The following is a 24,710-nucleotide window of genomic DNA, read 5'->3' as shown; positions in this document are numbered from 1 at the left end:
AGGAAATGGTCATGCCCGGCGACAACGTGACGATCACCGTCAAGCTGATCGCCCCGATCGCCATGGAAGAGGGCCTGCGCTTCGCCATCCGCGAAGGCGGCCGCACCGTGGGCGCCGGCGTCGTTGCGAAGATCATGGAGTAATCAAGATGGCCACCCAACAGAAAATCCGCATCCGCCTCAAGGCCTTCGATTACAAGCTGATCGACCAGTCCGCCGCCGAGATCGTCGATACCGCCAAGCGCACCGGCGCGATCGTCAAGGGCCCGGTGCCCCTGCCGACCCGCATGAAGCGCTTCGACATCCTGCGCTCGCCGCACGTCAACAAGAGCTCGCGCGACCAGTTCGAGATCCGCACCCACCAGCGCCTGATGGACATCGTCGATCCCACGGACAAGACCGTCGACGCGCTGATGAAGCTGGACCTGCCGGCCGGCGTGGACGTCGAGATCAAGCTGCAGTAAGTGCCAGGGGGCGCGAGCCCCTCCAGGTCGAACCGACCCGCTCTTGGCAGGAATGCCGGGAGCGGGTTATAATTTGCGGCTTCGTCCGATTGGGCGGAGCTTTCATCAACCTACTTTCGAACTCCCGGCGCCTGGCGGCGGGGTCAACGCAGAAGCCAATTGCAGCGGCTGCGGCGAAAGCACTGGAGTAACAACATGAGTCTGAGCACCTCGATGGGGTTGCTGGGCCGCAAGGTGGGCATGATGCGCCTGTTCACCGATGATGGGGACGCCGTTCCTGTCACGGTGGTGGACGTGTCCAACAACCGCGTGACCCAGGTCAAGTCCCAGGAGAACGACGGCTACGTGGCCCTGCAGGTCACGTTCGGTGCGCGCAAGGCTTCGCGCGTGACCAAGCCGGCCGCTGGCCACCTCGCCAAGGCGGGCGTGGAAGCGGGTGAAATCATCCAGGAATTCCGCGTGACGGCCGACACGGCCGCCAAGTACGCCGCCGGCGCCGCCGTGCCGGTCGCGGATGTGTTCGCCGTGGGCCAGAAGGTGGACGTGCAGGGCACGACCATCGGCAAGGGCTACGCCGGCACGATCAAGCGCCACCACATGGCCTCGCAGCGCGCGTCGCACGGCAACAGCCGCTCGCACAACGTGCCCGGCTCGATCGGCATGGCGCAGGATCCGGGCCGCGTGTTCCCGGGCAAGCGCATGACCGGCCACCTCGGCGACGACACCGTCACCACCCAGAACCTCGACGTGATCCGCGTCGACGAAGCGCGCCAGCTGCTGCTCATCAAGGGCGCGATCCCCGGCTCCAAGGGCGGGTTCGTCACGGTGCGTCCGGCGATCAAGGCCAAGCCTGCCGGCGCCGCCACGACAGCGAAGGGAGCGAAGTAATGCAGCTCGAACTCCTGAACGAGCAGGGCCAGGCCGCGTCGAAGTTCGACGCCCCCGAGACCGTGTTCGGCCGTGAATACAACGAGGACCTGGTTCACCAGATCGTCGTCGCCTTCCAGGCCAATGCCCGCCAGGGCACGCGTGCCCAGAAGGACCGCCAGCAGGTCAAGCACTCGACCAAGAAGCCGTTCAAGCAGAAGGGCACGGGCCGCGCCCGCGCCGGCATGACCTCGTCGCCGCTGTGGCGCGGGGGCGGCCGCATCTTCCCGAACAGCCCGGAAGAGAACTTCACCCAGAAGATCAACAAGAAGATGTACCGCGCCGGCATGGCGTCCATCTTCTCGCAGCTGGCCCGCGAAGGCCGGCTGGCCGTGGTCGATTCCCTCAAGGTGGATTCGCCCAAGACCAAGCAACTGGCAGCGCGCTTCAAGGCCATGAACCTCGACTCGGTCCTCGTGATCGCCGACGAGGTGGACGAGAACCTGTACCTGGCCTCGCGCAACCTGGCGAACGTGCTCGTCGTCGAGCCGCGCTACGCCGATCCGCTGTCGCTGGTGCACTTCAAGAAGGTGCTCGTCACCAAGGGCGCCATCGACCAGCTCAAGGAGATGTTCGCATGAGCCGCGTCAATCCCACTCCCGCCGCCCGTCAGTTCGACGAAGGCCGGCTGATGCAGGTCCTCGTGGCGCCGGTGGTGTCCGAGAAGGCCACGCACGTGGCCGACAAGAGCAACGCGGTGACCTTCAAGGTCCTGCAGAACGCCACCAAGCCGGAGATCAAGGCCGCCGTCGAACTGATGTTCAAGGTCGAGGTCAAGGGCGTGTCGGTGGTCAACACCAAGGGCAAGACCAAGCGCTTCGGCCGCTCGGTGGGCCGCCGCGACAACGTGCGCAAGGCCTATGTCGTGCTCAAGGAAGGCCAGGAGCTGAACCTCACCGGGGAGGCCGCGTAAATCATGGCAGTCATCAAGATGAAACCCACTTCGCCAGGCCATCGCGGCATGGTGAAGATCTCGCGGGATCACCTGTTCAAGGGTGAGCCGTACGCGCCCCTGCTGGAGTCCCAGTTCCAGAAGTCGGGCCGCAACAACAACGGCCACATCACGACCCGCCACAAGGGCGGTGGCCACAAGCACCACTACCGCGTCGTCGATTTCGTCCGCAACAAGGACGGCATCCCGGCCAAGGTGGAGCGCATCGAGTACGACCCGAACCGCACGGCCCACATCGCCCTGGTGTGCTATGCCGACGGCGAGCGCCGCTACATCATCGCCCCGCGCGGCCTGGAAGTCGGCGCGCAGCTGGTCTCCGGATCGGAAGCCCCGATCCGCGCCGGCAATACGCTGCCGATCCGCAACATCCCCGTGGGCTCGACGATCCACTGCATCGAGCTGAAGCCGGGCAAGGGCGCGCAGATCGCGCGTTCCGCCGGCACGTCGGCGACGCTGCTGGCCCGCGAAGGCACGTACGCCCAGGTTCGCATGCGCTCCGGCGAGGTGCGCCGCATTCACATCGAGTGCCGCGCGACGATCGGCGAGGTGGCGAACGAAGAGCACAGCCTGCGCCAGCTCGGCAAGGCCGGCGTCAAGCGCCACATGGGCATCCGCCCGACGGTGCGCGGCGTCGTGATGAACCCGGTCGACCACCCGCACGGTGGCGGCGAGGGCAAGACGGGCGAGGGTCGCCACCCGGTCGATCCGTGGGGCAACCTCACCAAGGGCTATCGGACCCGTAACAACAAGCGCACGCAGGTGATGATCGTGTCGCGCCGGAAAAAGTAAGAGGTAGCAAATGACTCGCTCTCTCAAAAAGGGTCCGTTTGTCGACCACCACCTGGTGGCCAAGGCCGACAAGGCCGTGACCACCAAGGACAAGAAGCCGATCAGGACCTGGTCGCGCCGCTCGATGGTCCTGCCCGAGTTCATCGGGCTGACCATCGCCGTGCACAACGGCAAGCAGCACGTGCCGGTCTACATCACCGACCAGATGGTGGGCCACAAGCTGGGCGAATTCGCCCTGACGCGCACTTTCAAGGGTCATCCGGCGGACAAGAAAGTCCAGAAGAAGTGAAGGTGAACCATGTCTGAAACACGTGCAGTCCTGCGCGGCGTGCGCCTCTCGGTCGACAAGGGCCGCCTGGTGGCCGACCTGATCCGCGGCAAGAAGGTCGACCAGGCGCTCGACATCCTGAATTTCACGCAGAAGAAGGCGGCGCTCATCGTCCGCAAGGTGCTGGAGTCCGCGATCGCGAACGCCGAGCACAACGACGGCGCCGACATCGACGAGCTGAAGGTCAAGACCATCTACGTCGAACAGGGCGCCACGCTCAAGCGCTTCACGGCGCGCGCCAAGGGCCGCGGCAACCGCATCAGCAAGCCCACGTGCCATGTGTACGTGACGGTCGGCAACTAAGGCAGGAAGAACATGGGACAGAAAATCCATCCGACCGGCTTCCGCCTCGCCGTCAGCCGCAACTGGGCCAGCCGCTGGTATGCGAACAACCGCGACTTCGCCGGCATGCTGGCCGAAGACATCAAGGTGCGCGAGTACCTGAAGGGCAAGCTGAAGAACGCCGCCGTCTCGCGCGTGCTGATCGAGCGCCCCGCCAAGAACGCCCGCATCACGATCTTCTCGGCCCGTCCGGGCGTCGTGATCGGCAAGAAGGGCGAGGACATCGAGAACCTCAAGCGCGAACTGGCCACCCGCCTGGGCGTGCCGGTGGCGGTGAACATCGAGGAAGTGCGCAAGCCTGAAGTCGATGCCCAGCTGATCGCCGACTCGATCACCCAGCAGCTCGAAAAGCGGATCATGTTCCGCCGCGCCATGAAGCGCGCGATGCAGAACGCGATGCGCCTGGGCGCCCAGGGCATCAAGATCATGTCCGCCGGCCGCCTGAACGGCATCGAGATCGCGCGCACCGAGTGGTATCGCGAAGGCCGGGTGCCGCTGCACACGCTGCGCGCCGACATCGACTACGGGTTCTCCGAAGCCAAGACGACGTACGGCGTCATCGGCGTGAAGGTGTGGGTCTACAAGGGCGACACGCTCGGCCGCACCGACGCGCCGTCGCTCGACTCGACGCCGCGCCCCGAGGGCGAGGAGCGCCGCGGTCCGCGTGGCCCGCGCCGTGACGGCGACCGCCGTGGCGGCCCCGGCGGCGATCGCCGTGGCGGCCCGTCGCGCGGCCCGCGCGCCGGCGCCCCGGTCGGCACGACCAATGCCGCGCCGGCCGACGGCAGCGACAAGCCCGCTGAAGCAACCCCAGGTGCCGAGGCACCGAAATCTACCGTTAAGCGCGTCCGCAAGGCACCCGCGCCGGCCGGCACCCCGACCGACGGTAAAGGAGAGTAAACATGCTGCAACCAGCTCGCCGCAAATACCGCAAAGAGCAGAAGGGCCGCAACACCGGCATCGCCACCCGGGGCAACTCGGTGGCTTTCGGTGACTTCGGCCTGAAGTGCACGGACCGCGGCCGCCTGACGGCCCGCCAGATCGAAGCCGCGCGCCGCGCGATTTCCCGCCACGTGAAGCGCGGCGGCCGCATCTGGATCCGTGTGTTCCCCGACAAGCCGATCTCCACCAAGCCCGCCGAAGTGCGGATGGGTAACGGCAAGGGCAACCCCGAGTACTACGTGGCCGAGATCCAGCCTGGCAAGGTGGTGTTCGAAATCGTCGGCGTGAGCGAAGAGCTCGCGCGCGAGGCGTTCCGCCTGGCCGCGGCCAAGCTGCCGCTGCGCACCGCGTTCGTCAGCCGCATGATCGGCGCCTGATTCAGGAGTAATGAGAAATGAAAGCTGCTGAACTGCGCCAGAAAGACATTGCCGGCCTCGAGAACGAAGTGAAGGAGCTGCAGAAGGCCCACTTCGGCCTGCGCATGCAGAAGGCCACGCAACAGTTGAACAACACCGGCACGCTGCGCGTCACGCGCCGCGACATCGCCCGGGCCAAGACCATCCTGGCCCAGAAGCAGGCCGAAGAGCGCGCCAAGAGCGCCGCCAAGTAAGGAGCGACCATGACGGAAGCCAAACCCTCCCTCAAGCGCACCTTGATCGGCAAGGTGGTGAGCGACAAGCGCGCCAAGACCGTGACGGTGCTGGTCGAGCGCCGCGTCAAGCACGAGCTGTACGGCAAGATCGTTGCCAAGTCCAGCAAGTACCACGCGCACGACGAAAAGGGCGAGTTCCACACCGGTGACGTGGTGGAAATCGTCGAGAGCCGTCCGATCTCGAAGACCAAGAACTGGGTCGCGACCCGGCTGATCGAGAAGGCCGCCGAGGTCTAAACCGACCCCGGCGCTGCAAGCGCGTTCAAAACGGCCCACAATGTGGGCCGTTTTGCTTTCCGGGCGCCACCCGGGGCAAGCTTTCCTGGCTCAGACTTATTTGGAGGATTCCATGATCAAGGTTGGAGATGCACTGCCGTCCGTGACGCTGCAGGAGTATTCGGAAGTCGAGGGCAACGGCTGCAGCATCGGCCCGAATCCGGTGAAGGTGGCCGAGGCCGCTGCCGGCAAGACGATCGCGATCTTCGGCCTGCCCGGCGCGTTCACCCCGACCTGCTCCGCCAAGCACGTGCCAGGCTACGTGCAGAAGTTCGACGACCTGAAGCGGGCCGGCGTCGACGAGGTCTGGTGCGTCAGCGTCAACGATGCGTTCGTGATGGGCGCGTGGTCCCGCGACCAGAAGGCGGGCGGGAAGGTGCGCATGCTGGCCGACGGCAGCGCCGAGTTCGCCAAGGCGACCGGCCTGACGCTGGATCTCACCGGCAAGGGCATGGGCCTGCGCAGCACGCGCTACTCGATGCTGGTGAAGGACGGCAAGGTGGCCGCGCTCAACGTCGAGGCGCCCGGCAAGTTCGAGGTCAGCGACGCCGACACGATCCTCAAGCAGGCCAGCGCCTGAGCTCGGCCCGCCGGTCTCGACGTCAGTCGAGATCGGCCTTCAGGTAGTGCGCCCCCGGAATCGGGTTGTGGTAGTAGGGGGGGATCTCGTCGAAGCCGAGGTCCTCGTACAGCGCACGGGCCGCCTCCATGTCGCTCAGCGTGTCGAGCAGCACGCACGCATAGCCGCCTTGCCGCGCGGCGTCGAGCGCGGCTTCCGCGAGCTGCCGCCCGAGCCCGGTGCCGCGAAACGCGGGCCGCACGTACAGCCGCTTCATCTCGGCGGCATTGGGATAGTCAGCCGCGTCGTGGGGGCGCAGCCCCACGCAGCCGGCCACCTGGCCGTCCACCATGGCCAGGAGCAGCGCACCGCGGGGCGCCGCGTACTCGCCGGGCAGGCTGGCCAGCTCTTCGTCGAAATGCTGGAAGCACAGGTCAACGCCCAGGCCCTGGGCATATTCGCGGAAGACCTCGCGCACGGCGTCGAACTCCTCGCGCGAGGTTGGCGTCGCAAGCTCGACTGCCGGAATCTGTTGGGTATCCAATCGGGTGCCGCAAGCTTCAGGGGCCCTCCAGTGTACCGGCGTCATGCCGGTGCGCAACCGGGGACGGGAATCCCCGGCGGCGGGATGCCGATGCTCAGCGGCTCAGCTGCACCAGGCCCGTGACGGCCCCGGCGCAGGCAAGCAGCACCATCAGCGCTGCGGCGCGGGAGCGTGCGTCGTCGCGCGACGCGACCGTCGTGGCCATGCCCACGGCCTTGTCGCCATGCACCATCGGCCGCACCAGGTTCTCGCCCCTGCGCCACAGATAGAACAGCACGGCCCCGACGTGCAGGATCACCAGGCCGAGGATCGCCCACTGGCCGATGCGCTTGTGGTACCAGGTGGCCGCCAGTCCCTGTGCGCTCGTGACGAAGCGATTGAGCGGGCCGGTGAACGAGATCTCGTCATCACCCACCAGGCCGGTGGCCACCTGCGCCAGCAGCAAGACCATCATCGCCACCACCGAGAGCGCGCCCAGCGGATTGTGGCCCACCAGGGAATCGGGGTGCGCCTGGCCGCGCAGATAGGCGGCGACATGCGAAGGGCCGCGCACGAACGAGGAGAACCGCGACCAATGGCCGCCGACGAAGCCCCAGACCAGCCGGAACAGCAGCAGCGTGAGCACCGCGTACCCGATGCGCGCATGCCACTCCATCCGCGCGCCGCCGGCGTACCCGGTGAGCACGAGACCGGCGATGCACGCGACCAAGCTCCAGTGAAACAGTCGTGTGGGCAGATCCCAGACCCGGATGCGGTGCGGCATGGCAGCTCCAATGGTGGCGGGGCCCGATGGTAAGCGCTGCGATGCGGTCCCCGTCCGCCTACGGACATTCCCTAGGGCCGGCCGGGAACGCGAACTTTTTCCGGAACCGCCGGTCAGCACCACTTCATTTGTCACACACCAAGGAGAACAGCCAGATGAAATTCGCCGCCTCCCTCGCCGCGGCCGCCGCGGCCGCCGCCTTCGCTGCCCCGGCCTCGGCCCAGTTCGCCAAGGCCGAAGACGCGATCAAGTACCGCCAGAGCGCCTTGTTCGTGATGGGCCAGCATTTCGGCCGCATCGGTGCGATGGCCAACGGGCGGGTGCCTTACGACGCCAAGGCCGCCGTCGAAAACGCGGAGGTGGTGGCGACGGTTGCCAAGCTGCCGTGGGCGGGCTTCGGGGCGGGCACCGAGAAGGGACGGGACACTCGGGCCAAGCCGGAGATCTGGCTCGAGCCGGCCAAGTTCAAGGATCACCAGGAGAAGCTGCAGGCGGAGGCGCCGAAGCTCCTGGCCGCGGCCCGGACCAGCAACCTGGATACCCTCAAGACGGCGTTCGGTGCGGCGGCGCGCACCTGCAAGGGCTGCCACGACGACTTCCGCAAGGAGTGAGCGTCGCAGCGCGGCGCGTCGCCGCGCTCCAGGGGCGGGTCAGGCCTGCGCCAGCAGACGCTCGATCAGCCGCTGCACCTCGTCCGCGTCCACCGGGCCCTGAAAACGCTTCACGATCTCGCCGCGCCGGTTGACCAGGTACGTCGTCGGGGTCTGCCGCACGTCGCCCCACGCCCTGGCGACGGCCCCGGTGCTGTCCAGCGCCACCTTGAACGGCAGCTGGCGCGATTCCGAGTAATGCGCGACATGGCCGGGCAGGTCGTGGCTCATCGCGACGGCGATCGTGTCGAACGCCGCGCCGCGGTACTTGTCGTGAATCGCGGCGACCTGGGGCATGGCGGCGACGCACGCCGTGCAACTGGTGGCCCAGAACGTCACCAGGGTTACCTGGCCCTTCAGGTCCGCGGTGGTCCGGCTGGTTCCGTCCAGCAGGACGAAGGTCGACGTTGGCGCCGCGGCGCTCGCGCTGCCAAGATGCATCGCGCCGCCCACCGCCAGCGCGGCGGCGGCGGCCAGGCCGTACAGGACACGCCTCATCGAGCTTCTCCCCGACGCACCCGTCGGCGGGTGCAGCAGCGGATTCTGCAACGAAGCAGCTGCCTCGTGGGCGATCAGGCGCAGTCGAGCAGGATGCGAGCGAACTCGTCCGGCGCGCTGATCATCGGATCGTGGCCGGTCTTCATCTCGACCATGCGTGCGCCGCCGCCCGAATGCCAGGCGCCGGCCCAGAACGACCGGTCCGCGACGCGCTGCCGCACGGCATCGATGGTGGCCAGCGCCGGCCCCGTGCAACTGACGAACGTGCGCGGGATGGCCGCCACCCGGCGCGGATCGAAATCGAGCGCCGCCTGGTAGGTGTGGCCGGGGTGGGGCGTCTGGCGCCGCTTGACCCATTCATACTGGCTCGCCGACAGGCCGAAGATCGCCGGATCCGGCGGCGGGAAGCTGAAATCCGGCGAGGCCTCCGCGGCCACCAGCCGCGCTTCGCGTGTCGCGCTGGCATGGGTGCTGGCCCAACTTTCGCCGGGCTTCGGCACGACCGCGTCGACGTAGACGAGGTGGCGCAGGCGCTGCGGCATCCGGTCCGCGATGGCCGTGCCGATCATGCCGCCGTACGAGTGGACCACCAGCACGACCTGGTCCATTTCCTCCATCTCGATGGCGTTGGCCACGTCGGTGATGTGGGTCTCGAGCGTGATCGCGGGCGTCATGAGGTGCATGCGCTCGCCCACGCCGGTGAGCGTGACCGCGTGCACGCGATGTCCGGCCCGGGTCAGTTGCGGCACGACGTCGCGCCAGCACCAGCCGCCGTGCCAGGCGCCGTGGACGAGAAGGAAGTTGGCCATCTAGATCACCTTCTGCTGTTTCAACTCGGACAGGCGATCATCGTCGCATTGCAGCAGCTCGCGCAAGACCTGCTCGGTGTGCTGCCCCAGCAGGGGGGGCGGCAAGTCGGCACGAACCGGCGTGGCGCTCAGCTTCATCGGGTTGGAGACCAGTTTCAGGTCCGGCTGCAACGGATGCCGCCAATGCGTCACCATGCCGCGCCCGTTCACCTGCGGGTCGGCGAACACCTCCTGCAGGTTGTTGATGGCGCCGCACGGCACCTTGGCCTGCTCCAGCGCAGCCAGCCACTGCGCCTTGGAGCGGCCTTTCATGATCGTCGCCAGTAACGGCACGAGCACGTCGCGGTTGCGCACCCGGTCCTGGTTCTTGGCGAAGCGCGGATCGAGCGCCAGGTCGGGCCGCCCCGCGACGTCGCAGAACTTCGCATACTGGGTGTCGTTGCCGACCGCCAGGATGATGTGGTCCTTGTGCCCGTCGGCGCCGGGCGCGACTTCGAACACCTGGTACGGCACGATGTTCTGGTGCGCATTGCCGGCGCGGCCGGGGACCTTGTTGCTGACGAGGTAGTTCGCGCCGAGGTTGGCGAGCATCGCGACCTGGGTGTCGAGCAGCGCCATGTCGACGTACTGGCCTTCGCCGGTGCGCTCGGCATGGCGCAGGGCGGCGAGGATGGCCACCGTGGCATACATGCCGGTAAAGAGGTCGGCCACGGCGACGCCGACTTTCTGCGGTCCGCCGCCGAGGTCGTCGCGCTCGCCGGTGACGCTCATGAGCCCGCCCATGCCCTGGATCGCATAGTCGTAGCCGGCGCGCTCGCGATACGGGCCGGTCTGGCCGAACCCGGTGATGCTGCAGTACACCAGGCGTGGATTGAGCGCCGACAGCGCTGCGTAGTCGAGCCCGTAGCGGGCCATGTCGCCGACCTTGAAGTTCTCGATGAAGACGTCGCAGCGCTGCACCAGTTCGCGGATCAGCGCCTGCCCGGCGGGCAGCGCGATGTCGCAGGTGACCGAGCGCTTGTTGCGGTTGGTCCCGAGGTAGTACGCCGCTTCCGCCGTGTCCTGGCCAGCCTCGTCCTTGAGGAACGGCGGTCCCCAGGTGCGCGTGTCGTCGCCGCTTCCCGGACGCTCGACCTTGATCACGTCGGCGCCGAGGTCGGCGAGGGTCTGTGTGCACCAGGGGCCCGCCAGGACGCGGGACAGATCGAGGACGCGGATGCCGGCCAGTGAAGTCATGGGACCCGATTGTCCCGGATAACGATAATCGCGCGATGTTCCCACCGTTGACCATGGCGGCGCTCGCCGGCGCCGCCGCCCTGGCCGGCTGCAGTCCGGCGCTCGACTGGCGCGAAGTGCGTCTCGAGGCCGCGCCGCTGAAGATCATGATGCCGTGCAAACCGGAGCAAGGGAGTCGCCAGGTGGCGATGGGCGGCCGGCCAGTGGCGCTCGACGCGTTGGCATGCGAGGCGGGCGGCAGCACGTTCGCCGTGCTGAGTGCCGACGTCGGCGGCCCGGCCAACGCCGATGCCTCGCTGCGGCAATGGCAGGCAGCGAGCCTCGCGACCATGCGCGGCAGCACGGTGCGGGAGACCCGGTTCGTGCCGGGCGGCGCGCTCGACCTGCCCCGGTCGGTCCAGGTCGTGGCCAATGGAAGGCGACCCGACGGCCAGCCGGTCGAGGCCCAGATCGCGTACTTCGCGCGCGGCAACCATGTCTTCCAGGCGGCCGTGTACTCGGAGCGGCTCCAGGCCCAGGCGACCGAGCCGTTCTTCGCAGGGCTGCGCTTCGAATGACGCTGATTACCCGCCGCAGCGCCGTCGCCGCCTTCCTGGCCTTTGCATTCGCCTATTTCTTCTCGGCGCTGCTGCGCGCGGTGACCGCCACGCTGGCGCCCACGCTCACGGCCGAATTCGACCTGAATGCCCGCGACCTGGGCCTGCTGGCGGGCGGCTACTTCATCGGGTTTGCCGCGACCCAGCTGCCGCTGGGGACCTGGCTGGACCGGTACGGACCGAAGAAGGTGATCAACGGCTTCCTGCTGCTCGCCGCCGCCGGTTGCATCGCGTTCTCCCTGGCGACCAGTTTTTCCGGGCTGCTCGCGGCGCGCGTGCTGTGCGGCGTCGGCGTCAGCGCCTGCCTGATGGCGCCGCTCACGGGGTTTCGGCGCTGGTTGACGCCGCCGGCGCAACTGCGGGCGAATTCCTGGATGCTGATGACCGGCTCCTTCGGCATGCTGGCGTCCACGCTGCCGGTGCAATGGCTCATGCCGCTGGTCGGCTGGCGCCCGCTGTTCTGGGGCCTGGCGGCGCTGATCGTCCTGTCGATCGTGCTGATCGCCTGGAGCGTGCCGGCGTGGCACGGCGGCGAGCCCCCGGGCGAGGCGACGCAGCCGGCGAGCTACCGCGAGGTATGGGCGCACCCGTACTTCCGCCGCATGGCGCCGATCGGTTCGGTCTGCTTCGGCGGCATGGTGGCGATGCAGACGCTCTGGGCCGGCCCGTGGATGGTCCGCGTGTCCGGTTACCCGCCGCTCGAGGCCGCCACCGGCCTCTTCGTCATCAACGCCGCGATGCTGTGCACCTTCCTCGGCTGGGGGCTGGTGATGCCGTGGCTCACGCGCAAGGGCATCAGCGCCACCCGCCTGATCGCGTGGGGCACGCCGCTCAGCTTCGTGGTCCTGGCCGGCATCATCGTCGCGGGGCCGCGGGCGGGTGCCGTGGCCTGGGCCCTGTTCTGCGTGTCGTCCACCTTCCTCTCGCTCGCGCAACCGGCCGTCGCCATGGCCTTCCCGCCTTCGCTGGCCGGCCGCGCGCTGTCGGCCTACAACCTGGCGATCTTCATCGGCATCTTCGTCGTGCAGTGGGGCATCGGCCTGCTGGTCGACGCGTTCGGCGCCATCGGCTGGAGCGAGCCGGCGTCGTTCCGCAGCGCCATGGCGGTGTTCCTCGCCGCAGGCATCCTGTCCTACGGCCGGTTCCTGCGCGCGGCGGATAATTCGAGCCCATGAACGGGATCCTCATCATCGCGCACGCGCCGCTGGCTCACGCCTTGCGCAGTTGCGCGGTGCATGTGTTTCCCGATTGCGAGGATGCGCTGGCGGCGATCGACGTCCAGCCGAACCTGCCGCCCGAGGAGACGCTGGCGACGGCCCGCATCGCGATCGACCAGCTCACGCGCACGGGCCGCCACCAGGGCGTTCTGGTGCTCACCGACATGTTCGGCGCGACGCCAAGCAACGTGGCCCAGAAGCTGGTGGACGGCGTGACCTCGCGCCTCATCACCGGCGTGAACCTGCCCATGCTGCTGCGCAGCGTGAGCTACCGGGACGAGCCGCTGGACGCCCTCGTGTCGCGCGCCGTCGTCGGCGGCACGCAGGGCGTGATGCAGGTCGCCCTCACCGCTCCCCAGAACCAGCCACGAAGACCCAATGAGTACCCGAACCACGACGATCAGCAATAAGCTGGGCCTGCATGCCCGCGCCTCCGCCAAGCTGACCAAGCTGGCCGGCAGCTTCCCCTGCCAGGTGTGGATCAGCCGGGGTGAGCGCCGCGTGAACGGCAAGAGCATCATGGGCGTGATGATGCTCGCGGCCGGCATGGGCAGCGAGATCACGATCGAGACCGAGGGCGAGCGCGAGGAAGAGGCCGTGGCGGCGCTGGTCGCTCTGGTCGAAGACAAATTTGGAGAGGGCGAGTGACCTTCTCCGTCCACGGCCTTCCGGTCGCCCGCGGCGTCGCCATCGGGCGCGCCGTGCTCATGGCGTCGAGCCGTGTCGACGTGGCGCACTATTTCATCGAGCCGGACCAGATCGCCGCCGAGATCGCCCGGGTGCGCGCCGGCCGCAACGCCGTCGTCGAGGAAATCCGCCGCCTGCAGCACACCATCTCGCAGATGGGGCCCAAGGAGGCGCCGCACGAACTCGCCGCCCTGCTGGACGTGCACCTCATGCTGCTGCAGGACGAGGAGCTGATCAGCGGCGTCAAGCACTGGATCACGGATCGCCTCTACAACGCCGAATGGGCGCTGACGACGCAGCTCGAAGTGCTCTCGCGCCAGTTCGACGAGATGGAGGACGAGTACCTGCGCGAACGCAAGGCCGACCTCGAGCAGGTGGCCGAACGCATCCTGCGCTACATGAAGGGCGTGGCATCGCCCGCCGCGCAACCGCCGGCGGCCCGGCGCAGGACGCAGCAGGAGCTGCTGCTGGACGACAGCGTCGACGTGCCGCTGGTCATCATCGCCCACGACCTGTCGCCGGCCGACATGCTGCAGTTCAAGCAGAGCGTGTTCGCCGGCTTCGTCACCGACGTCGGCGGCCGCAATTCGCACACGGCCATCGTGGCGCGCAGCATGGACATCCCGGCCGTGGTGGGGGCGCGCGGCGCCAGCCAGCTGGCGCGCCAGGACGACTGGATCATCATCGACGGCGACGCCGGCGTGATGATCGTCGATCCCTCGCCGATCATCCTGGCCGAGTACGGCTTCAAGCAGCGCCAGGGCGAGCTCGAACGCGGGCGGCTGGCGCGGCTGCGGCACACGCCGGCGATCACGCTCGACGGCCAGAAAGTCGAACTGCTCGCCAACATCGAGCTGCCGGACGACGCCAAGGCGGCGCTGGAGGCGGGCGCGGCCGGCGTGGGCCTGTTCCGCAGCGAGTTCCTGTTCATGGGCCGCCGCGGACAGCTGCCACAGGAGGAGGAGCAGTACCAGGCCTACCGGCGCGCCGTGGAAGGCATGCAGGGGCGGCCGGTGACGATCCGCACGATGGACGTCGGGGCCGACAAGCCACTGGACGACGGGGCCCGCGTCGAAGCCCACCTCAATCCGGCGCTCGGCCTGCGTGCCATCCGCCTGAGCCTGGCCGACCCCGGCACCTTCCTCATGCAACTGCGCGCGATCATGCGCGCCGCCGCGCACGGGCCGGTGAACCTGCTGATTCCGATGCTGGCGCACGCCAGCGAGATCCGGCAGACGCTGGCGCTCGTCGAGACCGCCCGCCAGGACCTGGAGCGCCGCGGGGTGCCGCACGGTCCGGTGAAGCTCGGCGCCATGATCGAGATTCCGGCTGCGGCGCTGATCCTCAAGACCTTCCTGAAACACTTCGACTTCCTGTCGATCGGCACCAACGACCTGATCCAGTACACGCTGGCGATCGACCGCGCCGACGAAGCGGTGGCGCACCTGTACGACCCCTTGCATCCGGCGGTGCTGCGGCTGGTGGCCGAAACGATTGCCCAGTGCAATGCGCAGGGCAAGAGCGTCAGCGTCTGCGGCGAAATGGCTGGCGACACCAGCGTGACGCGCCTGCTGCTCGGACTGGGCCTGCGCAGCTTCTCCATGCACCCGGCGCAGATCCTGGCCGTCAAGCAGGAAGTGCTGCGGGCGGACACCGGCCGCCTGGAGTCATGGGCGCGCCAGGTGGTCGAAGCCGAGGAGCCGGCGGCCCTGCTAGGACCCTGAGGCGCCGAAGTGGGCCAGGAAATGGGCGAGGTCCGCGAGGTCCGCGTCCTTCAGCCCGTACAGCGACGCCGCCATGATCGTGTCGCGTCCAGGGCCGGGACGGTCCCGCAACTGTTTCATCGACTGCAGCAGGAAGGCCTCGTGCTGCCCGGCCAGCCGCGGGATCTGCTCGCGCCCCGCGTAATCCGGCAGGTGGCAGCTGCCGCAATGCATCTTCGCCGACAGCGCCTCGCCGCGCGCGTACGCCGCGGCATCGCGTGGCCCGGTCGCGGGCCTGACGGGTTTCTGCGCCGAGAAGTACTGCGCCAGCGCGACCAGCTCGGCGTCGGCCATGCCGTCCAGCAGTCCCTTCATGGGCGGGATCTCGCGCAGCCCCTCGCGCACGAGCACCAGCTGGTTCTCGATGAATAGCTTCGGCTGGCCCGCCAGCGACGGCACCAGCGGCTGCTGCGAGTTGCCGCCCGGGCCATGGCAGGCCGCGCAGGCCGCCGCTTGCGGGGGCGGTTGCTGCGCGGGTGCGCTCGCGACGAAGCAGAGCAGGGCCGCCGCCGCGAGCTTCCGGCCCGCGGCGCGGGCCGGGTCAGGTCCCGGCATACGTGATGCGGTAGACGGCGCCGTTCTGCTCGTCGGACAGGAGCAGCGAGCCGTCGGGCTGCTGCAGGAAGTAGACCGGGCGGCCCCAGAACGACTGGTTCTGCTCGTTCATGAAGCCGGTCACGAACGGCGTGACCTGTGCGTTGCTGCCATCCGGATTGGAGCGCACCACGACCACGTCATAGCCGTTCTTCCTGGTGCGGTTCCAGGAGCCCTTGCGCGCCACCAGCAGGGCGTTGCGATACTCCGGCGGGAACATGGTGCCCGTATAGAAGTGCACCCCCATGACCGCGGCGTGGCCGCCCATGGTCTTGACCGGCAGCGTCACGCCGTCGCAGGCGTTGCCCTTCCTGATGTCGCGATCGGCAACCCCGTTGGCATGGCAGTACGGAAAGCCGAAGTTCTGGCCGGGACGCGAGAGCCGGTTCAGTTCGTCCTCGGGCGTGTCGTCTCCCATCCAGTCACGGCCATGGTCGCTGAACCACAGCTCCTTCGTGACCGGGTGCCAGTCGAAGCCCTGGGTGTTGCGCACGCCGCGCGCAATCACCTCCATGCCGGAGCCGTCGGCGTTGTAGCGGCGGATCTGCGCATACGGCTCGCCCGGGATGCAGATGTTGCAGGGCGCGCCGAACGGCACGTAGATCTTGCCATCGGGCCCGAACCGCACGTACTTCCAGTTGTGGTGCTGCTCCGGCGGCAGGTTGAACTTCGCCGTGAGGTCCACCGGCTGCACGCCGGGATTGGCGTCGATGCCGTCGTAGCGCAGCACCTTGTCGATGGCGAACACGTACAGCGACCCGTTGTGGAAGGTGACCGCCGGCTGCGTCAGCTTGTCCGCGACGATCCGGACCGTGCGGCTGGCGCCGTTGTCGCCGATCTCGTAGACGCGGCCGATGCCGCGCGTGCCGACGTAGATCTTGCCGCTCGGGCTGCGCGCCATCGCGCGAGCGCCGGGCGCGCCGGTGGCCCAGAGCTCCGCCTTGAAGCCCGGCGGCAGCTTCAGGTTGTGCAGCGGGATGTCCGGGGCCGGCGTCACCGTCAGCTTGCCCGCCAGCGGGGCGAGCGTGGAGCCAGCCATGTCGGCGGCGCGGCCCTGCTGCCAGGCCGGCGTGTTGCCGCTCACGGGTGCGGCGGCGGCCGAAACCGTCGGTGGTGTCTGTGCGCAGCCGGCGGCGAGCGCGGCGACGGAAACGAGCAAGCCCAGGCGCTTGATCATGGATGCCTCCCTTGTTGTGAATCGGCGCTGCATGCTAGCGGGCGGCGTCGTTTCGAAACCAAAGGGTTTACACCAGGAGGCGGGTTGAGGTCTTTTGCCCTGGACGCATGCAATCAGCCGCGCGCGGCCCGGCCAGGAGCCGCCCGCGCTCCCAGGATCGCCGCGCCGATGATCAGCGTGGCCGCGACCCCGATGCTCCAGTCGGGCGAGCGCCCCGTGACCCGCATCAGCAGCAGCGTCGACACGAGTGGCGTGAGGTAGCTGAGGATGCCGATCTGGCGCGGATCGCCGAGCTTCAAGGCCCTGTCCCACAGGAAGAACGCGCCGCCCAGCGGCCCCAGGCCCATGACCGCGACCAGGGCCCAGTCGCGCGGCTGAAGCGTCGCCGCAGGCTCGAACAGGAAGTGGCAGCCGACGGAGAGCGCTCCCGACAGGGCGCCGAACAGGCCGATCGCCGCGGTGGGGAAGGCCCGCACGCGCCGCGTCAGCAGGGAATAGGTGGCCCACACGATCGCCGCGGCCAGCGCCGGCAGGAAGCCCCAGGACCACCCGCCACCGGTTCGCTGGCCGGAGCCGAGGATGGCGGCCGCCGCGCCGGCGAAGCCCGCCAGCGCCGCGGCCGCGTGCAGCGGGCGCAGCCGCAGCCCGGGCAGCACGACCGGCGACAGCACGACGATCAGCAGGGGCCACAGGTAGTTCACCAGGTTGGCTTCCACGGCCGGCGCGTGACGCAGGGCGATGAACAGCAGCAGGTGATAGCCGAACAGGCCGTACAGCCCGAGGGCCAGCGTCGGCAGCGGCACGCGCCAGTGGCGCGCCAGCGGCCAGGACGGCACGCTGCCGATCAGCAGCGCGAGGCCGGTGAGCAGGAAAGGCGGCACGTGCTGCAGCGCGACGCCGAGCGAGGCCAGCGTCGCCCAGAGTGCGATCGCGCCGAGCGCGTACAGGTTGGCGGACATCCGCCGAGCTTAGCGGCGCGCGACGCGGGTGCGGCTTCCCGAGTCACCTTCGCAACCATCCGCGCTTGCTCCCGGCCGGCGGTGCGCTGCACCATGCATGCCTGCGCCGGCGGCGGGTGTCGCGGCGCGCACGAGGAGGAGGGCGCCCATGTCGACCATCGTGGAGTTTCAGCGCCGCCCTTCGGCGCTTGCCTACATGACCGGTGCCTTGCACCGCGCCGCGCCGCCGGATCGGGTGGCGGCGCTGCCGCCGTTGCGCTTCGTCTGGCATGGGATGCGGATCGAACGGGACGAAGTCGCGCGATTCGCGACGCTCACCGGGCTGGCGGCGAGCGGCCGTGTTCCCGTGCTCTACCTGCACACCGTCGGTTTCCGCCTGTTGATGGCGCTGCTGACGCACCGTGACTGGCCGTTGCCGATCTGGCGTGCGCTGCAGGTGCGCAACCACCTCGTGCAGCACCGGCCGGTCATGGTGGGGGAGGTGCTCGAACTGGAGACGCGGGCCGCCGGCCACCGGGTGCTGGACAAGGGAATCGAAGTCGACCTGCGCACGACGGCCCGGCTCCAGGACCGCACGGCCTGGGAGAGCATCGCCACCTTCTACTACCGGGGGCGTTTCGGCGAAGCGGGGGCGGCGTCGCCGCTGGCTCGGGCTCCCGCCACGGGCGAGCAGGAGCTTGCCCGGTGGCGCACTGCCGACGGCGTCGGCTTGCGGTTCGGCCGGCTCACCGGAGACTACAACGGCATCCACCTCTGGACGCCGTACGCGCGGCTGTCCGGCTTCCGCCGCGCCTTCCATCACCCGCAGCTGGTGCTCGGCCAGTCCCTCGCGCGGCTGCCGGCGCTCGATCCCGACGCCCCGCAGCGGCTGGATGCGTGGCTGAAGGGGCCGGTGTTCTACGGGTCGGAGGTGGTGTTGCGCGGTACGCCGGCGCCGGGGGCGACGGTGTTCGGCCTCTTTGCCGACGGCGACCCGCGGCCGGCGATCGTGGGCAGGTGGTCAGGCGCGGCGGAAGACATCGCCCAGGACGCTGGCCTCGCGGCTGGCGCGGCGCCGCTGCCGAAGGCGCAGGTCGCGACCGTTTGATGGCCGCCGCTCAGGGCTTGCCGGTGCCGGCGACGCCGGCTGCCTGCGCCTGCCGGTCGGCGTGATAGCTGGAACGCACCATCGCACCCACCGCGGCGTGGCTGAAGCCGAGTTCGTACGCCTTGGCCTCGAACATCCTGAAGGTGTCGGGGTGCACGTAGCGCCGCACCGGCAGGTGCGACGTCGAGGGCGCCAGGTACTGGCCGATCGTGAGCATCTCGATGCCGTGGGCACGCATGTCGCGCATCACCTCGATGATCTCGTCGTCGGTTTCGCCCAGGCCCACCATCAGGCCGCTCTTGGTCGGCACGCCGGGATGCAGGGCCTTGAACTTCTTGAGCAGGTTCAGGCTGAACTGGTAATCGCTGCCGGGGCGCGCCTCGCGGTACAGGCGCGGGACGGTCTCGAGGTTGTGGTTCATCACGTCCGGCGGCGCCGCCGTGAGGATCTGCAGCGCGCGGTCGTCGCGGCCGCGGAAGTCGGGCGTCAGCACCTCGATCTTCGTCCCCGGAGAAAGCTCGCGCGTCCTGCGGATGCAGTCGACGAAGTGCTGGGCCCCGCCGTCGCGCAGGTCGTCGCGGTCCACCGACGTGATGACGACGTACTTCAGCTTCAGCCGGGCGATGGTGCGGGCGAGGTTCTCGGGCTCGTTCGCGTCCAGCGGATCCGGGCGACCGTGGCCGACGTCGCAGAACGGGCAGCGGCGCGTGCACTTGTCGCCCATGATCATGAACGTGGCCGTGCCGTGGCCGAAGCATTCGCCGATGTTGGGGCAGGAGGCTTCCTCGCACACGGTGACGAGGTTGCTCTCGCGCAGGATCTGCTTGATCTCGTAGAAGCGGGTGCTCGGCGAGCCGGCGCGCACGCGGATCCACTCCGGCTTTCTCAGCACCTCGCCCGGCTGCACCTTCACCGGGATGCGGGAGAGCTTGGCGGCCGCCTTCTGCTTCGCCTCGGCGCGGTAGTTCTCGGTGGATTGCGCCTCGCGCACGACGTCGTTGGTCATTCGGGATCTCGTCGAGGCGCCAGCAGGGCGCTGAGCTCCTGGCCCAGAGCCTGGGCGGCCTCGTTCCAGGTGGTGGAAACCCCGATTGTAGAAAGATCGACCGTCCGCAAGCCCTGATAACCGCAGGGGTTGATCCGCTCGAAGGGTTCCAGGTCCATGGCCACGTTGAGCGCCACGCCGTGGTACGTGCAGTGGCGGCTCACCTTCACGCCGAGGGCGGCGATCTTGCCGAGGCCGGTGAAGACACCCTCACCCCCGCCCTCTCCCGCAAGCGGGAGAGGGGGTTCCGCGTTGCTCCCTCTCCCGCCTGCGGGAGAGGGGTGGGGTGAGGGCAAGCCGCGTGAGGGCAGCCGCGCATGCGAAAACGGATCGTCCACCCGCACGTAGATCCCGGGCGCGCCGGCGATCCGGTGCCCGGTCACGCCGTAGCGGCGCAAGGTGCGCAGCACGGCCTCCTCCAGCCGGTACACGTATTCCTTGATGAAGTAGCCCGCACGTTGCAGGTCGACCATCGGATAGGCCACCACCTGCCCCGGCCCGTGGTACGTCACCTGGCCGCCGCGGTTGGTGGCCACCACCGGGATGTCGCCCGGCGCCAGCAGGTGATCGGGCCGGCCCGCGATGCCCTGGGTGAACACCGGCGGGTGCTCGCACAGCCAGAGCTCGTCGGGCGTGCCGGGGGTGCGCGCGGCCGTGAAGGCCTGCATCGCGGCGTACGCGGCTTCGTACCCGATCCGGCCGCGCAGCTCGACGCGCATCACAGGACGATCTTGACCATCGGGTGGGTCGACAGCGTGCGGTACAGCTCGTCGAGCTGCTCGCGGCTGGTCGCGGTGATGGTGATCGTGATGCCCAGGTAGTTGCCGGCCTTGCTGTCGCGCAGCTCGACGGTCGCGGGGTCGAACGTCGGGTCGAACTGCCGCGCGATGGCGGTGACGGCCTCGACGAAGCCGTCGACCTTCGCGCCCATCACCTTGATGGGGAAGGAAGACGGGTATTCGATCAGCGATTCGCTGCGGGCCTGGCCCGGACCGGGAAAGGGAGTTGGCATGCTCAGGAGTTCTGCTTGGCGCGCTGGTAGCCAGCGTACAACTTCTCGTAGATGGGACCGGGCTTGCCGTTTCCAACCGGCTTGTCGTCCAGGCGGGTGATCGGCAGGACCTCCTTGGTCGCGCTCGACAGCATCAGCTCGTCGGCGGTCAGCACTTCCTCGCGCGACACCCGGCGCAGTTCGTAAGGGATGCCGGCGTCGCGGCACAGCATTTCGATCAGCCCGTAGCGGATGCCCTCGAGCACCAGGTTGTCCCGGGGCGCGCCCAGTACCTTGCCGTCCCTGACCACCCACACGTTGGCGGCGGCCCCTTCGCTGAGGAAGCCGTCGCGGAACATCACGGTCTCGTAGCCGCCCACGTCGGCACTGATCTGCCGCGCGAACACTGCGCCGGCCAGGCTGATGCTCTTGATGTGCGCCTTCTTCCAGCGGAAGTCGTCGGCCGTGACGCAGGCTACGCCTTGCTCGCGCTCCTCGCCCGAGGGCGGGCTCATGCGGTTGACGAAGGCGAACACCGTCGGCTCCAGGCCCGGGATCATCACGTGGTCGCGCATGGCGACGCCGCGCGTGACCTGGATGTACACGATCTGGTCGTAGTCCTCCGCGCGCGTGCCGGCCATGCGCGCATGTTCGGCCACCAGCCGGTCCACCAGTTCGCGCCACTGCTCGCGGCTGCGCGGGTTGGGAATGCGCAGTTCGGCGAGGCTGCGGTCCAGCCGCGCCATGTGCTCGGCGAACCGGAAGGGCCGGCCGCGGTACAGCGGCGCCACTTCGTACACGCCGTCGCCGAAGACGAAGCCGCGGTCCATCACGCTCACCTTGGCGGTGCGCACGCTGCTGAATTCGCCGTTGAGGAAGCAGGGCAGGTCGGGGAGTTCGGAGAGGTTCATGGTGCCAATTGTCGTCGCCCCGCGGTCGCCTCACCCAGGCGCAATACACCCATGACGAAACCAGTGAGCTCGACTTTGGTCGGGACCCGCGGGTTTCTTCTTATAATCAGGAGCTTTGTGAAATTTCGGGAACGCACAGTGGAGTCCAGGAAAAGAGTCGCTCCGCTGCCCGAAGCCACCGACGAAGAGCCCCCGTTCAAGCCGCTCACCGCCGAGGAGGCGCGAAAGCTGCGCGAACAGATTCCCACGGTGTCGCCGTGGTGGGTCGTGGCGGGGCAGGCCGCGGTGGGGCTCGTGGTGGCCCTGGTCGCGTGGGGCCTCACCGGGAGGCAAAACGTCGGATGGTCTGCCGGGTATGGCGCGCTGGCCGTGGTGATCCCCGCGGCCATTTTTGCGCGGGGCCTGACCGGGCGGTTCGCGTCGCTGAATGCTGGCACCGCGGCCTTCGGGTTCATGGTGTGGGAGATGGTCAAGATCGCCTCGTCGATCGCCCTGATGGCGGCGGCGCCGAGGCTGGTGGCGCAACTGAGCTGGCCGGCATTGCTGGTCGGGCTGGTGCTCACGATGAAGGTGTACTGGGTCGCGCTGGCTTTCAAGCCGCGCCAACGTCAAGAAACTGAGCTGAAGAAACATGGCTGCTGAAACCGGACCGACCGCTGGTGAATACATCGTTCACCACCTGACGCATCTGCAGAACCACAAGGCGAGCAACGTCGTCGATTTCACCGTCTTCAACTTCGACTCGCTGTTCTTCGCGATCCTGCTGGGCATCCTGATGTGCTGGATGTTCTGGCGGGCGGCGCGCAAGGCCACGCCGGGCGTGCCGGGCCGCTTCCAGGCGGCCGTCGAGATCCTGGTGGAGATGGTCGATTCGCAGGCCAAGGGCATCGTCCACAACGCCAACAGCCGCAAGTTCATTGCGCCGCTGGCGCTCACGGTGTTCGTCTGGATCTTCCTGCTGAACGCGATGGACCTGCTGCCGGTCGACCTGCTGCCCTGGATCTGGGAGCGCGTCTACGGCGCCGCCGGCGGCGATCCGCATCACGCGTACCTGCGCGTCGTGCCGACGGCCGACCTGTCGATCACCATGGGCCTGTCGGTGTCGGTGCTGCTGATCGCCCTGTTCTACAACATCAAGATCAAGGGCCTCGGCGGCTGGGTTCACGAGCTGTTCACCGCGCCGTTCGGCGCCCACCCGCTGCTGTGGATCCCGAACTTCGCGATGCAGATCATCGAATTCATCGCCAAGACCGTCTCGCACGGCATGCGACTGTTCGGCAACATGTACGCCGGCGAACTGATCTTCCTGCTGATCGCCCTGATGGGCGGCGCCTGGTCGCTGTCCGCGACCGGCATCGGCCTGGCGATCGGCCACATCATCGCCGGCACCGCCTGGGCCATCTTCCACATCCTGATCATCACGCTGCAGGCTTTCGTGTTCATGATGCTGGCGCTGGTGTACCTCGGCCAGGCGCACGACGCGCACTGACCGCGCCCCGACGTTTTCCCCTTTCCTTTTCCAACCACCAAAGTCCCCTTAGGAGCAATCATGGAAGTTATCAGCTTTGTCGCACTGGCCGCCGGCCTGATCATCGGTCTCGGCGCCATCGGCGCCTGCATCGGCATCGGCATCATGGGCAGCAAGTACCTCGAGGCCGCCGCCCGCCAGCCGGAACTGATGAACGAGCTGCAGACCAAGATGTTCCTGCTGGCCGGCCTGATCGACGCCGCGTTCATCATCGGCACCGGTATCGCGCTGTGGTTCGCCACCGCCAACCCGTTCCTGGGCCAGATCGCCAACCTGCCGAAGTAAGCCGCGCTGGAACCAGCGTTTCAGCAACCTCGTGCCCGGGCGGTGCGCAATGCGCCGCGGGGCGAAGGATGAACAAGTGAGCATTACCGGTACCCTGATCATTCAGATGATCGTGTTCCTGATCCTGGTCGGGTTCACGATGAAGTTTGTGTGGCCGCCGATCGCCACCGCGCTCGACGAGCGCGCGAAGAAGATCGCCGAAGGGCTCGCTGCCGCCGACAAGGCGAAGTCCGAGCTCTCCGCGGCCAACCAGCGCGTCGAATCCGAGCTCGCCAAGACGCGCCAGGAGACCGCCGCGCTGCTGGCCGATGCCGAGCGCCGCGCCCAGGCCATCGTCGAGGAGGCGAAGGGCCGCGCCACGGAAGAAGGCAACAAGATCATTGCCGCCGCCCGGGTCGAAGCCGAGCAGCAGGCCGTCAAGGCCCGTGAAGCCCTGCGCGAGCAGGTGGCGGCCCTCGCCGTGCGCGGCGCCGAGCAGATCCTGCGCAAGGAAGTCAATCCGGCCGTCCACGCCGAACTGCTGGGCCGGCTGCAGACCGAGCTCTGACCGGGAAAGCACGACATGGCTGAACTCGCCACGATCGCCCGGCCGTACGCCGAGGCGCTGTTCAAGTCGGCCCGCGCCGACCTGGAAGGCACTGCCTTCTGGCTGGAGGCGCTCGGGGCCGTCGCCGGCAACGAGCAACTGCTGCAGTTTGCCGACAATCCGAAGGTCACCAACGAACAGGTGTTCGAGGTCGTCACCCAGGCGGCGCGCGTCGCGCTGCCGCCGCAGGGCGCCAACTTCCTGCGCACGGTGATCGACAACGGCCGCCTGGCGGCGCTGCCCGAGATCGCGAGCCAGTTCCGCGAGCTGAAGAACGTCCAGGGCGGCACGTCCGACGCCACCGTGTACAGCGCGTTCCCCATCGCGCCCGCGAGCCTCGCCGAGGTGAGCAGCACGCTGGAGCGGCGTTTCGGCCGCAAGCTGAACGTCACCGTGCAGGAAGATCCGTCGCTGATCGGCGGCATCCGCGTGGTGGTCGGCGACGAAGTGCTCGACACCTCGGTGCGGGCCCGCCTCGAACAAATGAAGGTCGCGCTCACCGCCTGACGGCGGCGAGCGGCTCGCCCCAAGCAACCCATACAAAGGAAAGAGTC

Annotated in this window: 37 protein-coding genes; 25 read left to right on the top strand and 12 right to left on the bottom strand. The window is 68.4% G+C overall.

The window, feature by feature from the left end; translation table 11 throughout:
• The 13 genes from RAMLITH_RS21070 to RAMLITH_RS21010 form a co-directional block, all read left to right on the top strand.
• On the top strand, positions 1-143 hold a 143-nt coding region (locus RAMLITH_RS21070), incomplete at its 5' end, for an EF-Tu C-terminal domain-related protein (RefSeq protein WP_475493628.1).
• Positions 144-148: 5 nt separating this feature from the next.
• Entirely contained in the window at positions 149-463 is a 315-nt protein-coding gene (rpsJ, locus tag RAMLITH_RS21065) for a 30S ribosomal protein S10 (protein WP_027102403.1), read from the top strand.
• A gap of 195 nt (positions 464-658) precedes the next feature.
• On the top strand, positions 659-1,351 hold the full coding sequence (gene rplC / locus RAMLITH_RS21060; protein ID WP_168109409.1) for a 50S ribosomal protein L3: 693 nt from the start codon (positions 659-661) through the stop codon (positions 1,349-1,351).
• A complete protein-coding gene (gene rplD / locus RAMLITH_RS21055; RefSeq protein WP_168109408.1) occupies positions 1,351-1,971 on the top strand; it encodes a 50S ribosomal protein L4 in 621 nt (206 codons plus the stop codon). The genes rplC and rplD overlap by 1 nt, the downstream gene beginning before the upstream one ends.
• Positions 1,968-2,303: a 50S ribosomal protein L23 gene (gene rplW / locus RAMLITH_RS21050; RefSeq protein ID WP_168109407.1), complete on the top strand. Its 336-nt coding sequence runs from the start codon at positions 1,968-1,970 to the stop codon at positions 2,301-2,303. Before rplD ends, rplW begins: the two co-directional genes overlap by 4 nt.
• A 3-nt stretch (positions 2,304-2,306) precedes the next feature.
• Positions 2,307-3,131 carry a 50S ribosomal protein L2 gene (gene rplB / locus RAMLITH_RS21045; protein ID WP_168109406.1) on the top strand — a complete coding sequence of 275 codons (825 nt, stop codon included), beginning with the start codon at positions 2,307-2,309 and terminating at the stop codon, positions 3,129-3,131.
• A gap of 10 nt (positions 3,132-3,141) precedes the next feature.
• On the top strand, positions 3,142-3,420 hold the full coding sequence (rpsS, locus tag RAMLITH_RS21040) for a 30S ribosomal protein S19 (RefSeq protein ID WP_168109405.1): 279 nt from the start codon (positions 3,142-3,144) through the stop codon (positions 3,418-3,420).
• A 9-nt stretch (positions 3,421-3,429) separates the two neighbouring features.
• Positions 3,430-3,762 carry a 50S ribosomal protein L22 gene (gene rplV, locus RAMLITH_RS21035; protein ID WP_168109404.1) on the top strand — a complete coding sequence of 111 codons (333 nt, stop codon included), beginning with the start codon at positions 3,430-3,432 and terminating at the stop codon, positions 3,760-3,762.
• Between the two features lie 12 nt (positions 3,763-3,774).
• Positions 3,775-4,701 (top strand): 30S ribosomal protein S3, encoded by a 927-nt coding sequence (gene rpsC / locus RAMLITH_RS21030; protein WP_168109403.1) that lies wholly within the window; start codon positions 3,775-3,777, stop codon positions 4,699-4,701.
• 2 nt (positions 4,702-4,703) lie between these two features.
• Complete coding sequence (gene rplP / locus RAMLITH_RS21025) at positions 4,704-5,120, top strand: 50S ribosomal protein L16 (RefSeq protein ID WP_168109402.1); 417 nt, start codon at positions 4,704-4,706, stop codon at positions 5,118-5,120.
• Between the two features lie 17 nt (positions 5,121-5,137).
• Positions 5,138-5,353 (top strand): 50S ribosomal protein L29, encoded by a 216-nt coding sequence (gene rpmC, locus RAMLITH_RS21020; RefSeq protein WP_168109401.1) that lies wholly within the window; start codon positions 5,138-5,140, stop codon positions 5,351-5,353.
• A 9-nt stretch (positions 5,354-5,362) separates the two neighbouring features.
• A complete protein-coding gene (gene rpsQ, locus RAMLITH_RS21015; protein ID WP_168109400.1) occupies positions 5,363-5,632 on the top strand; it encodes a 30S ribosomal protein S17 in 270 nt (89 codons plus the stop codon).
• Positions 5,633-5,744: 112 nt separating this feature from the next.
• Complete coding sequence (locus tag RAMLITH_RS21010; protein ID WP_168109399.1) at positions 5,745-6,251, top strand: peroxiredoxin; 507 nt, start codon at positions 5,745-5,747, stop codon at positions 6,249-6,251.
• A 22-nt stretch (positions 6,252-6,273) separates the two neighbouring features.
• Here RAMLITH_RS21010 and RAMLITH_RS21005 read toward each other — a convergent pair whose 3' ends face one another.
• Positions 6,274-6,774 (bottom strand): GNAT family N-acetyltransferase, encoded by a 501-nt coding sequence (locus RAMLITH_RS21005; protein ID WP_238344304.1) that lies wholly within the window; start codon positions 6,772-6,774, stop codon positions 6,274-6,276.
• Between the two features lie 94 nt (positions 6,775-6,868).
• Complete coding sequence (locus RAMLITH_RS21000; RefSeq protein WP_168109398.1) at positions 6,869-7,537, bottom strand: cytochrome b/b6 domain-containing protein; 669 nt, start codon at positions 7,535-7,537, stop codon at positions 6,869-6,871.
• A 155-nt stretch (positions 7,538-7,692) separates the two neighbouring features.
• On the opposite strand from RAMLITH_RS21000, the gene RAMLITH_RS20995 reads away from it, so the two are divergent.
• Positions 7,693-8,148, top strand: coding sequence for a c-type cytochrome (locus RAMLITH_RS20995; protein ID WP_168109397.1), 456 nt, complete (start codon positions 7,693-7,695; stop codon positions 8,146-8,148).
• A 39-nt stretch (positions 8,149-8,187) separates the two neighbouring features.
• Here the strand turns inward: RAMLITH_RS20995 and RAMLITH_RS20990 are convergent, their stop codons facing one another.
• From RAMLITH_RS20990 to RAMLITH_RS20980, 3 genes are all read right to left on the bottom strand, one after another.
• Positions 8,188-8,685 (bottom strand): TlpA family protein disulfide reductase, encoded by a 498-nt coding sequence (locus RAMLITH_RS20990; RefSeq protein ID WP_168109396.1) that lies wholly within the window; start codon positions 8,683-8,685, stop codon positions 8,188-8,190.
• Between the two features lie 74 nt (positions 8,686-8,759).
• Complete coding sequence (locus RAMLITH_RS20985) at positions 8,760-9,494, bottom strand: alpha/beta fold hydrolase (RefSeq protein WP_168109395.1); 735 nt, start codon at positions 9,492-9,494, stop codon at positions 8,760-8,762.
• A complete protein-coding gene (locus RAMLITH_RS20980; protein WP_168109394.1) occupies positions 9,495-10,730 on the bottom strand; it encodes a CaiB/BaiF CoA transferase family protein in 1,236 nt (411 codons plus the stop codon).
• A gap of 35 nt (positions 10,731-10,765) precedes the next feature.
• Here RAMLITH_RS20980 and RAMLITH_RS20975 point away from each other — a divergent pair, with 35 nt between their 5' ends.
• The 5 genes from RAMLITH_RS20975 to ptsP are packed head-to-tail and all read left to right on the top strand — an operon-like array spanning position 10,766 to position 14,954.
• On the top strand, positions 10,766-11,287 hold the full coding sequence (locus RAMLITH_RS20975) for a hypothetical protein (protein WP_168109393.1): 522 nt from the start codon (positions 10,766-10,768) through the stop codon (positions 11,285-11,287).
• Positions 11,284-12,501 carry an MFS transporter gene (locus RAMLITH_RS20970; RefSeq protein ID WP_168109392.1) on the top strand — a complete coding sequence of 406 codons (1,218 nt, stop codon included), beginning with the start codon at positions 11,284-11,286 and terminating at the stop codon, positions 12,499-12,501. The genes RAMLITH_RS20975 and RAMLITH_RS20970 overlap by 4 nt, the downstream gene beginning before the upstream one ends.
• Positions 12,498-12,953 carry a PTS sugar transporter subunit IIA gene (locus RAMLITH_RS20965; RefSeq protein ID WP_168109391.1) on the top strand — a complete coding sequence of 152 codons (456 nt, stop codon included), beginning with the start codon at positions 12,498-12,500 and terminating at the stop codon, positions 12,951-12,953. Before RAMLITH_RS20970 ends, RAMLITH_RS20965 begins: the two co-directional genes overlap by 4 nt.
• Positions 12,922-13,191 carry an HPr family phosphocarrier protein gene (locus tag RAMLITH_RS20960; protein WP_168109390.1) on the top strand — a complete coding sequence of 90 codons (270 nt, stop codon included), beginning with the start codon at positions 12,922-12,924 and terminating at the stop codon, positions 13,189-13,191. The genes RAMLITH_RS20965 and RAMLITH_RS20960 overlap by 32 nt, the downstream gene beginning before the upstream one ends.
• A complete protein-coding gene (ptsP, locus tag RAMLITH_RS20955; RefSeq protein ID WP_168109389.1) occupies positions 13,188-14,954 on the top strand; it encodes a phosphoenolpyruvate--protein phosphotransferase in 1,767 nt (588 codons plus the stop codon). Before RAMLITH_RS20960 ends, ptsP begins: the two co-directional genes overlap by 4 nt.
• Here ptsP and RAMLITH_RS20950 read toward each other — a convergent pair.
• From RAMLITH_RS20950 to RAMLITH_RS20940, 3 genes are all read right to left on the bottom strand, one after another.
• The gene (locus RAMLITH_RS20950; RefSeq protein ID WP_168109388.1) at positions 14,943-15,548 is read right to left on the bottom strand and encodes a c-type cytochrome; all 606 of its coding nucleotides are present in this window, start codon (positions 15,546-15,548) and stop codon (positions 14,943-14,945) included. The two genes, ptsP and RAMLITH_RS20950, sit on opposite strands and share 12 nt — an antisense overlap.
• On the bottom strand, positions 15,535-16,764 hold the full coding sequence (locus RAMLITH_RS20945; protein ID WP_168109387.1) for a PQQ-dependent sugar dehydrogenase: 1,230 nt from the start codon (positions 16,762-16,764) through the stop codon (positions 15,535-15,537). The genes RAMLITH_RS20950 and RAMLITH_RS20945 overlap by 14 nt, the downstream gene beginning before the upstream one ends.
• Before the next feature lie 113 nt (positions 16,765-16,877).
• The gene (locus RAMLITH_RS20940; protein WP_168109386.1) at positions 16,878-17,723 is read right to left on the bottom strand and encodes a DMT family transporter; all 846 of its coding nucleotides are present in this window, start codon (positions 17,721-17,723) and stop codon (positions 16,878-16,880) included.
• A gap of 148 nt (positions 17,724-17,871) precedes the next feature.
• Here RAMLITH_RS20940 and RAMLITH_RS20935 point away from each other — a divergent pair, with 148 nt between their 5' ends.
• Positions 17,872-18,810 carry a hotdog family protein gene (locus RAMLITH_RS20935; RefSeq protein WP_168109385.1) on the top strand — a complete coding sequence of 313 codons (939 nt, stop codon included), beginning with the start codon at positions 17,872-17,874 and terminating at the stop codon, positions 18,808-18,810.
• Between the two features lie 10 nt (positions 18,811-18,820).
• On the opposite strand, the gene lipA is transcribed toward RAMLITH_RS20935, so the two are convergent.
• From lipA to RAMLITH_RS20915, 4 genes are read right to left on the bottom strand one after another with little or no spacing between them, the layout of a single operon-like run.
• Positions 18,821-19,816: a lipoyl synthase gene (gene lipA, locus RAMLITH_RS20930; RefSeq protein ID WP_168109384.1), complete on the bottom strand. Its 996-nt coding sequence runs from the start codon at positions 19,814-19,816 to the stop codon at positions 18,821-18,823.
• Positions 19,813-20,574, bottom strand: a complete 762-nt coding sequence (gene lipB / locus RAMLITH_RS20925) for a lipoyl(octanoyl) transferase LipB (RefSeq protein ID WP_168109383.1) — start codon at positions 20,572-20,574, stop codon at positions 19,813-19,815. The genes lipA and lipB overlap by 4 nt, the downstream gene beginning before the upstream one ends.
• Positions 20,574-20,867, bottom strand: coding sequence for a YbeD family protein (locus RAMLITH_RS20920; protein ID WP_168109382.1), 294 nt, complete (start codon positions 20,865-20,867; stop codon positions 20,574-20,576). The genes lipB and RAMLITH_RS20920 overlap by 1 nt, the downstream gene beginning before the upstream one ends.
• Before the next feature lie 2 nt (positions 20,868-20,869).
• Entirely contained in the window at positions 20,870-21,757 is an 888-nt protein-coding gene (locus RAMLITH_RS20915) for a D-amino acid aminotransferase (protein ID WP_238344303.1), read from the bottom strand.
• Positions 21,758-21,808: 51 nt separating this feature from the next.
• Here RAMLITH_RS20915 and RAMLITH_RS20910 point away from each other — a divergent pair, with 51 nt between their 5' ends.
• The 5 genes from RAMLITH_RS20910 to RAMLITH_RS20890 all read left to right on the top strand — a co-directional run bounded on the left by RAMLITH_RS20910 (position 21,809) and on the right by RAMLITH_RS20890 (position 24,663).
• Entirely contained in the window at positions 21,809-22,399 is a 591-nt protein-coding gene (locus RAMLITH_RS20910) for an ATP synthase subunit I (RefSeq protein WP_168109381.1), read from the top strand.
• Complete coding sequence (atpB, locus tag RAMLITH_RS20905; RefSeq protein WP_168109380.1) at positions 22,389-23,246, top strand: F0F1 ATP synthase subunit A; 858 nt, start codon at positions 22,389-22,391, stop codon at positions 23,244-23,246. Before RAMLITH_RS20910 ends, atpB begins: the two co-directional genes overlap by 11 nt.
• Before the next feature lie 60 nt (positions 23,247-23,306).
• Positions 23,307-23,570, top strand: a complete 264-nt coding sequence (gene atpE / locus RAMLITH_RS20900) for a F0F1 ATP synthase subunit C (RefSeq protein WP_168109379.1) — start codon at positions 23,307-23,309, stop codon at positions 23,568-23,570.
• Between the two features lie 76 nt (positions 23,571-23,646).
• Positions 23,647-24,117 carry a F0F1 ATP synthase subunit B gene (locus tag RAMLITH_RS20895; RefSeq protein ID WP_168109378.1) on the top strand — a complete coding sequence of 157 codons (471 nt, stop codon included), beginning with the start codon at positions 23,647-23,649 and terminating at the stop codon, positions 24,115-24,117.
• Between the two features lie 15 nt (positions 24,118-24,132).
• A complete protein-coding gene (locus RAMLITH_RS20890) occupies positions 24,133-24,663 on the top strand; it encodes a F0F1 ATP synthase subunit delta (RefSeq protein WP_168109377.1) in 531 nt (176 codons plus the stop codon).
• Positions 24,664-24,710 lie beyond the last annotated feature (47 nt).

The sequence above is a fragment of the Ramlibacter lithotrophicus genome, from assembly GCF_012184415.1.
Taxonomy (GTDB): Bacteria; Pseudomonadota; Gammaproteobacteria; order Burkholderiales; family Burkholderiaceae_C; genus Ramlibacter; species Ramlibacter lithotrophicus.
This window is presented reverse-complemented; position numbering and strand designations above follow the sequence as displayed.

Bases quoted from the DNA above. Each gene is read 5' to 3' on its own strand.
- RAMLITH_RS20920 (WP_168109382.1), bottom strand. From the start codon at position 20,867: ATGCCAACTCCCTTTCCCGGTCCGGGCCAGGCCCGCAGCGAATCGCTG.
- RAMLITH_RS20940 (WP_168109386.1), bottom strand. From the start codon at position 17,723: ATGTCCGCCAACCTGTACGCGCTCGGCGCGATCGCACTCTGGGCGACG.
- RAMLITH_RS20960 (WP_168109390.1), top strand. From the start codon at position 12,922: ATGAGTACCCGAACCACGACGATCAGCAATAAGCTGGGCCTGCATGCC.
- rpsS (WP_168109405.1), top strand. From the start codon at position 3,142: ATGACTCGCTCTCTCAAAAAGGGTCCGTTTGTCGACCACCACCTGGTG.
- rplW (WP_168109407.1), top strand. From the start codon at position 1,968: ATGAGCCGCGTCAATCCCACTCCCGCCGCCCGTCAGTTCGACGAAGGC.
- rplD (WP_168109408.1), top strand. From the start codon at position 1,351: ATGCAGCTCGAACTCCTGAACGAGCAGGGCCAGGCCGCGTCGAAGTTC.
- RAMLITH_RS20890 (WP_168109377.1), top strand. From the start codon at position 24,133: ATGGCTGAACTCGCCACGATCGCCCGGCCGTACGCCGAGGCGCTGTTC.
- rpsQ (WP_168109400.1), top strand. From the start codon at position 5,363: ATGACGGAAGCCAAACCCTCCCTCAAGCGCACCTTGATCGGCAAGGTG.
- RAMLITH_RS20935 (WP_168109385.1), top strand. From the start codon at position 17,872: ATGTCGACCATCGTGGAGTTTCAGCGCCGCCCTTCGGCGCTTGCCTAC.
- RAMLITH_RS20995 (WP_168109397.1), top strand. From the start codon at position 7,693: ATGAAATTCGCCGCCTCCCTCGCCGCGGCCGCCGCGGCCGCCGCCTTC.
- rplV (WP_168109404.1), top strand. From the start codon at position 3,430: ATGTCTGAAACACGTGCAGTCCTGCGCGGCGTGCGCCTCTCGGTCGAC.
- RAMLITH_RS21010 (WP_168109399.1), top strand. From the start codon at position 5,745: ATGATCAAGGTTGGAGATGCACTGCCGTCCGTGACGCTGCAGGAGTAT.
- rpsC (WP_168109403.1), top strand. From the start codon at position 3,775: ATGGGACAGAAAATCCATCCGACCGGCTTCCGCCTCGCCGTCAGCCGC.
- RAMLITH_RS20910 (WP_168109381.1), top strand. From the start codon at position 21,809: ATGACGAAACCAGTGAGCTCGACTTTGGTCGGGACCCGCGGGTTTCTT.
- lipA (WP_168109384.1), bottom strand. From the start codon at position 19,816: ATGACCAACGACGTCGTGCGCGAGGCGCAATCCACCGAGAACTACCGC.
- rpmC (WP_168109401.1), top strand. From the start codon at position 5,138: ATGAAAGCTGCTGAACTGCGCCAGAAAGACATTGCCGGCCTCGAGAAC.
- RAMLITH_RS20915 (WP_238344303.1), bottom strand. From the start codon at position 21,757: ATGAACCTCTCCGAACTCCCCGACCTGCCCTGCTTCCTCAACGGCGAA.
- RAMLITH_RS20970 (WP_168109392.1), top strand. From the start codon at position 11,284: ATGACGCTGATTACCCGCCGCAGCGCCGTCGCCGCCTTCCTGGCCTTT.
- lipB (WP_168109383.1), bottom strand. From the start codon at position 20,574: ATGCGCGTCGAGCTGCGCGGCCGGATCGGGTACGAAGCCGCGTACGCC.
- RAMLITH_RS20975 (WP_168109393.1), top strand. From the start codon at position 10,766: ATGTTCCCACCGTTGACCATGGCGGCGCTCGCCGGCGCCGCCGCCCTG.
- RAMLITH_RS20945 (WP_168109387.1), bottom strand. From the start codon at position 16,764: ATGATCAAGCGCCTGGGCTTGCTCGTTTCCGTCGCCGCGCTCGCCGCC.
- rplC (WP_168109409.1), top strand. From the start codon at position 659: ATGAGTCTGAGCACCTCGATGGGGTTGCTGGGCCGCAAGGTGGGCATG.
- atpB (WP_168109380.1), top strand. From the start codon at position 22,389: ATGGCTGCTGAAACCGGACCGACCGCTGGTGAATACATCGTTCACCAC.
- rplP (WP_168109402.1), top strand. From the start codon at position 4,704: ATGCTGCAACCAGCTCGCCGCAAATACCGCAAAGAGCAGAAGGGCCGC.
- RAMLITH_RS20985 (WP_168109395.1), bottom strand. From the start codon at position 9,494: ATGGCCAACTTCCTTCTCGTCCACGGCGCCTGGCACGGCGGCTGGTGC.
- rpsJ (WP_027102403.1), top strand. From the start codon at position 149: ATGGCCACCCAACAGAAAATCCGCATCCGCCTCAAGGCCTTCGATTAC.
- RAMLITH_RS20950 (WP_168109388.1), bottom strand. From the start codon at position 15,548: ATGCCGGGACCTGACCCGGCCCGCGCCGCGGGCCGGAAGCTCGCGGCG.
- RAMLITH_RS21000 (WP_168109398.1), bottom strand. From the start codon at position 7,537: ATGCCGCACCGCATCCGGGTCTGGGATCTGCCCACACGACTGTTTCAC.
- rplB (WP_168109406.1), top strand. From the start codon at position 2,307: ATGGCAGTCATCAAGATGAAACCCACTTCGCCAGGCCATCGCGGCATG.
- atpE (WP_168109379.1), top strand. From the start codon at position 23,307: ATGGAAGTTATCAGCTTTGTCGCACTGGCCGCCGGCCTGATCATCGGT.
- RAMLITH_RS20990 (WP_168109396.1), bottom strand. From the start codon at position 8,685: ATGAGGCGTGTCCTGTACGGCCTGGCCGCCGCCGCCGCGCTGGCGGTG.
- RAMLITH_RS20980 (WP_168109394.1), bottom strand. From the start codon at position 10,730: ATGACTTCACTGGCCGGCATCCGCGTCCTCGATCTGTCCCGCGTCCTG.
- RAMLITH_RS20965 (WP_168109391.1), top strand. From the start codon at position 12,498: ATGAACGGGATCCTCATCATCGCGCACGCGCCGCTGGCTCACGCCTTG.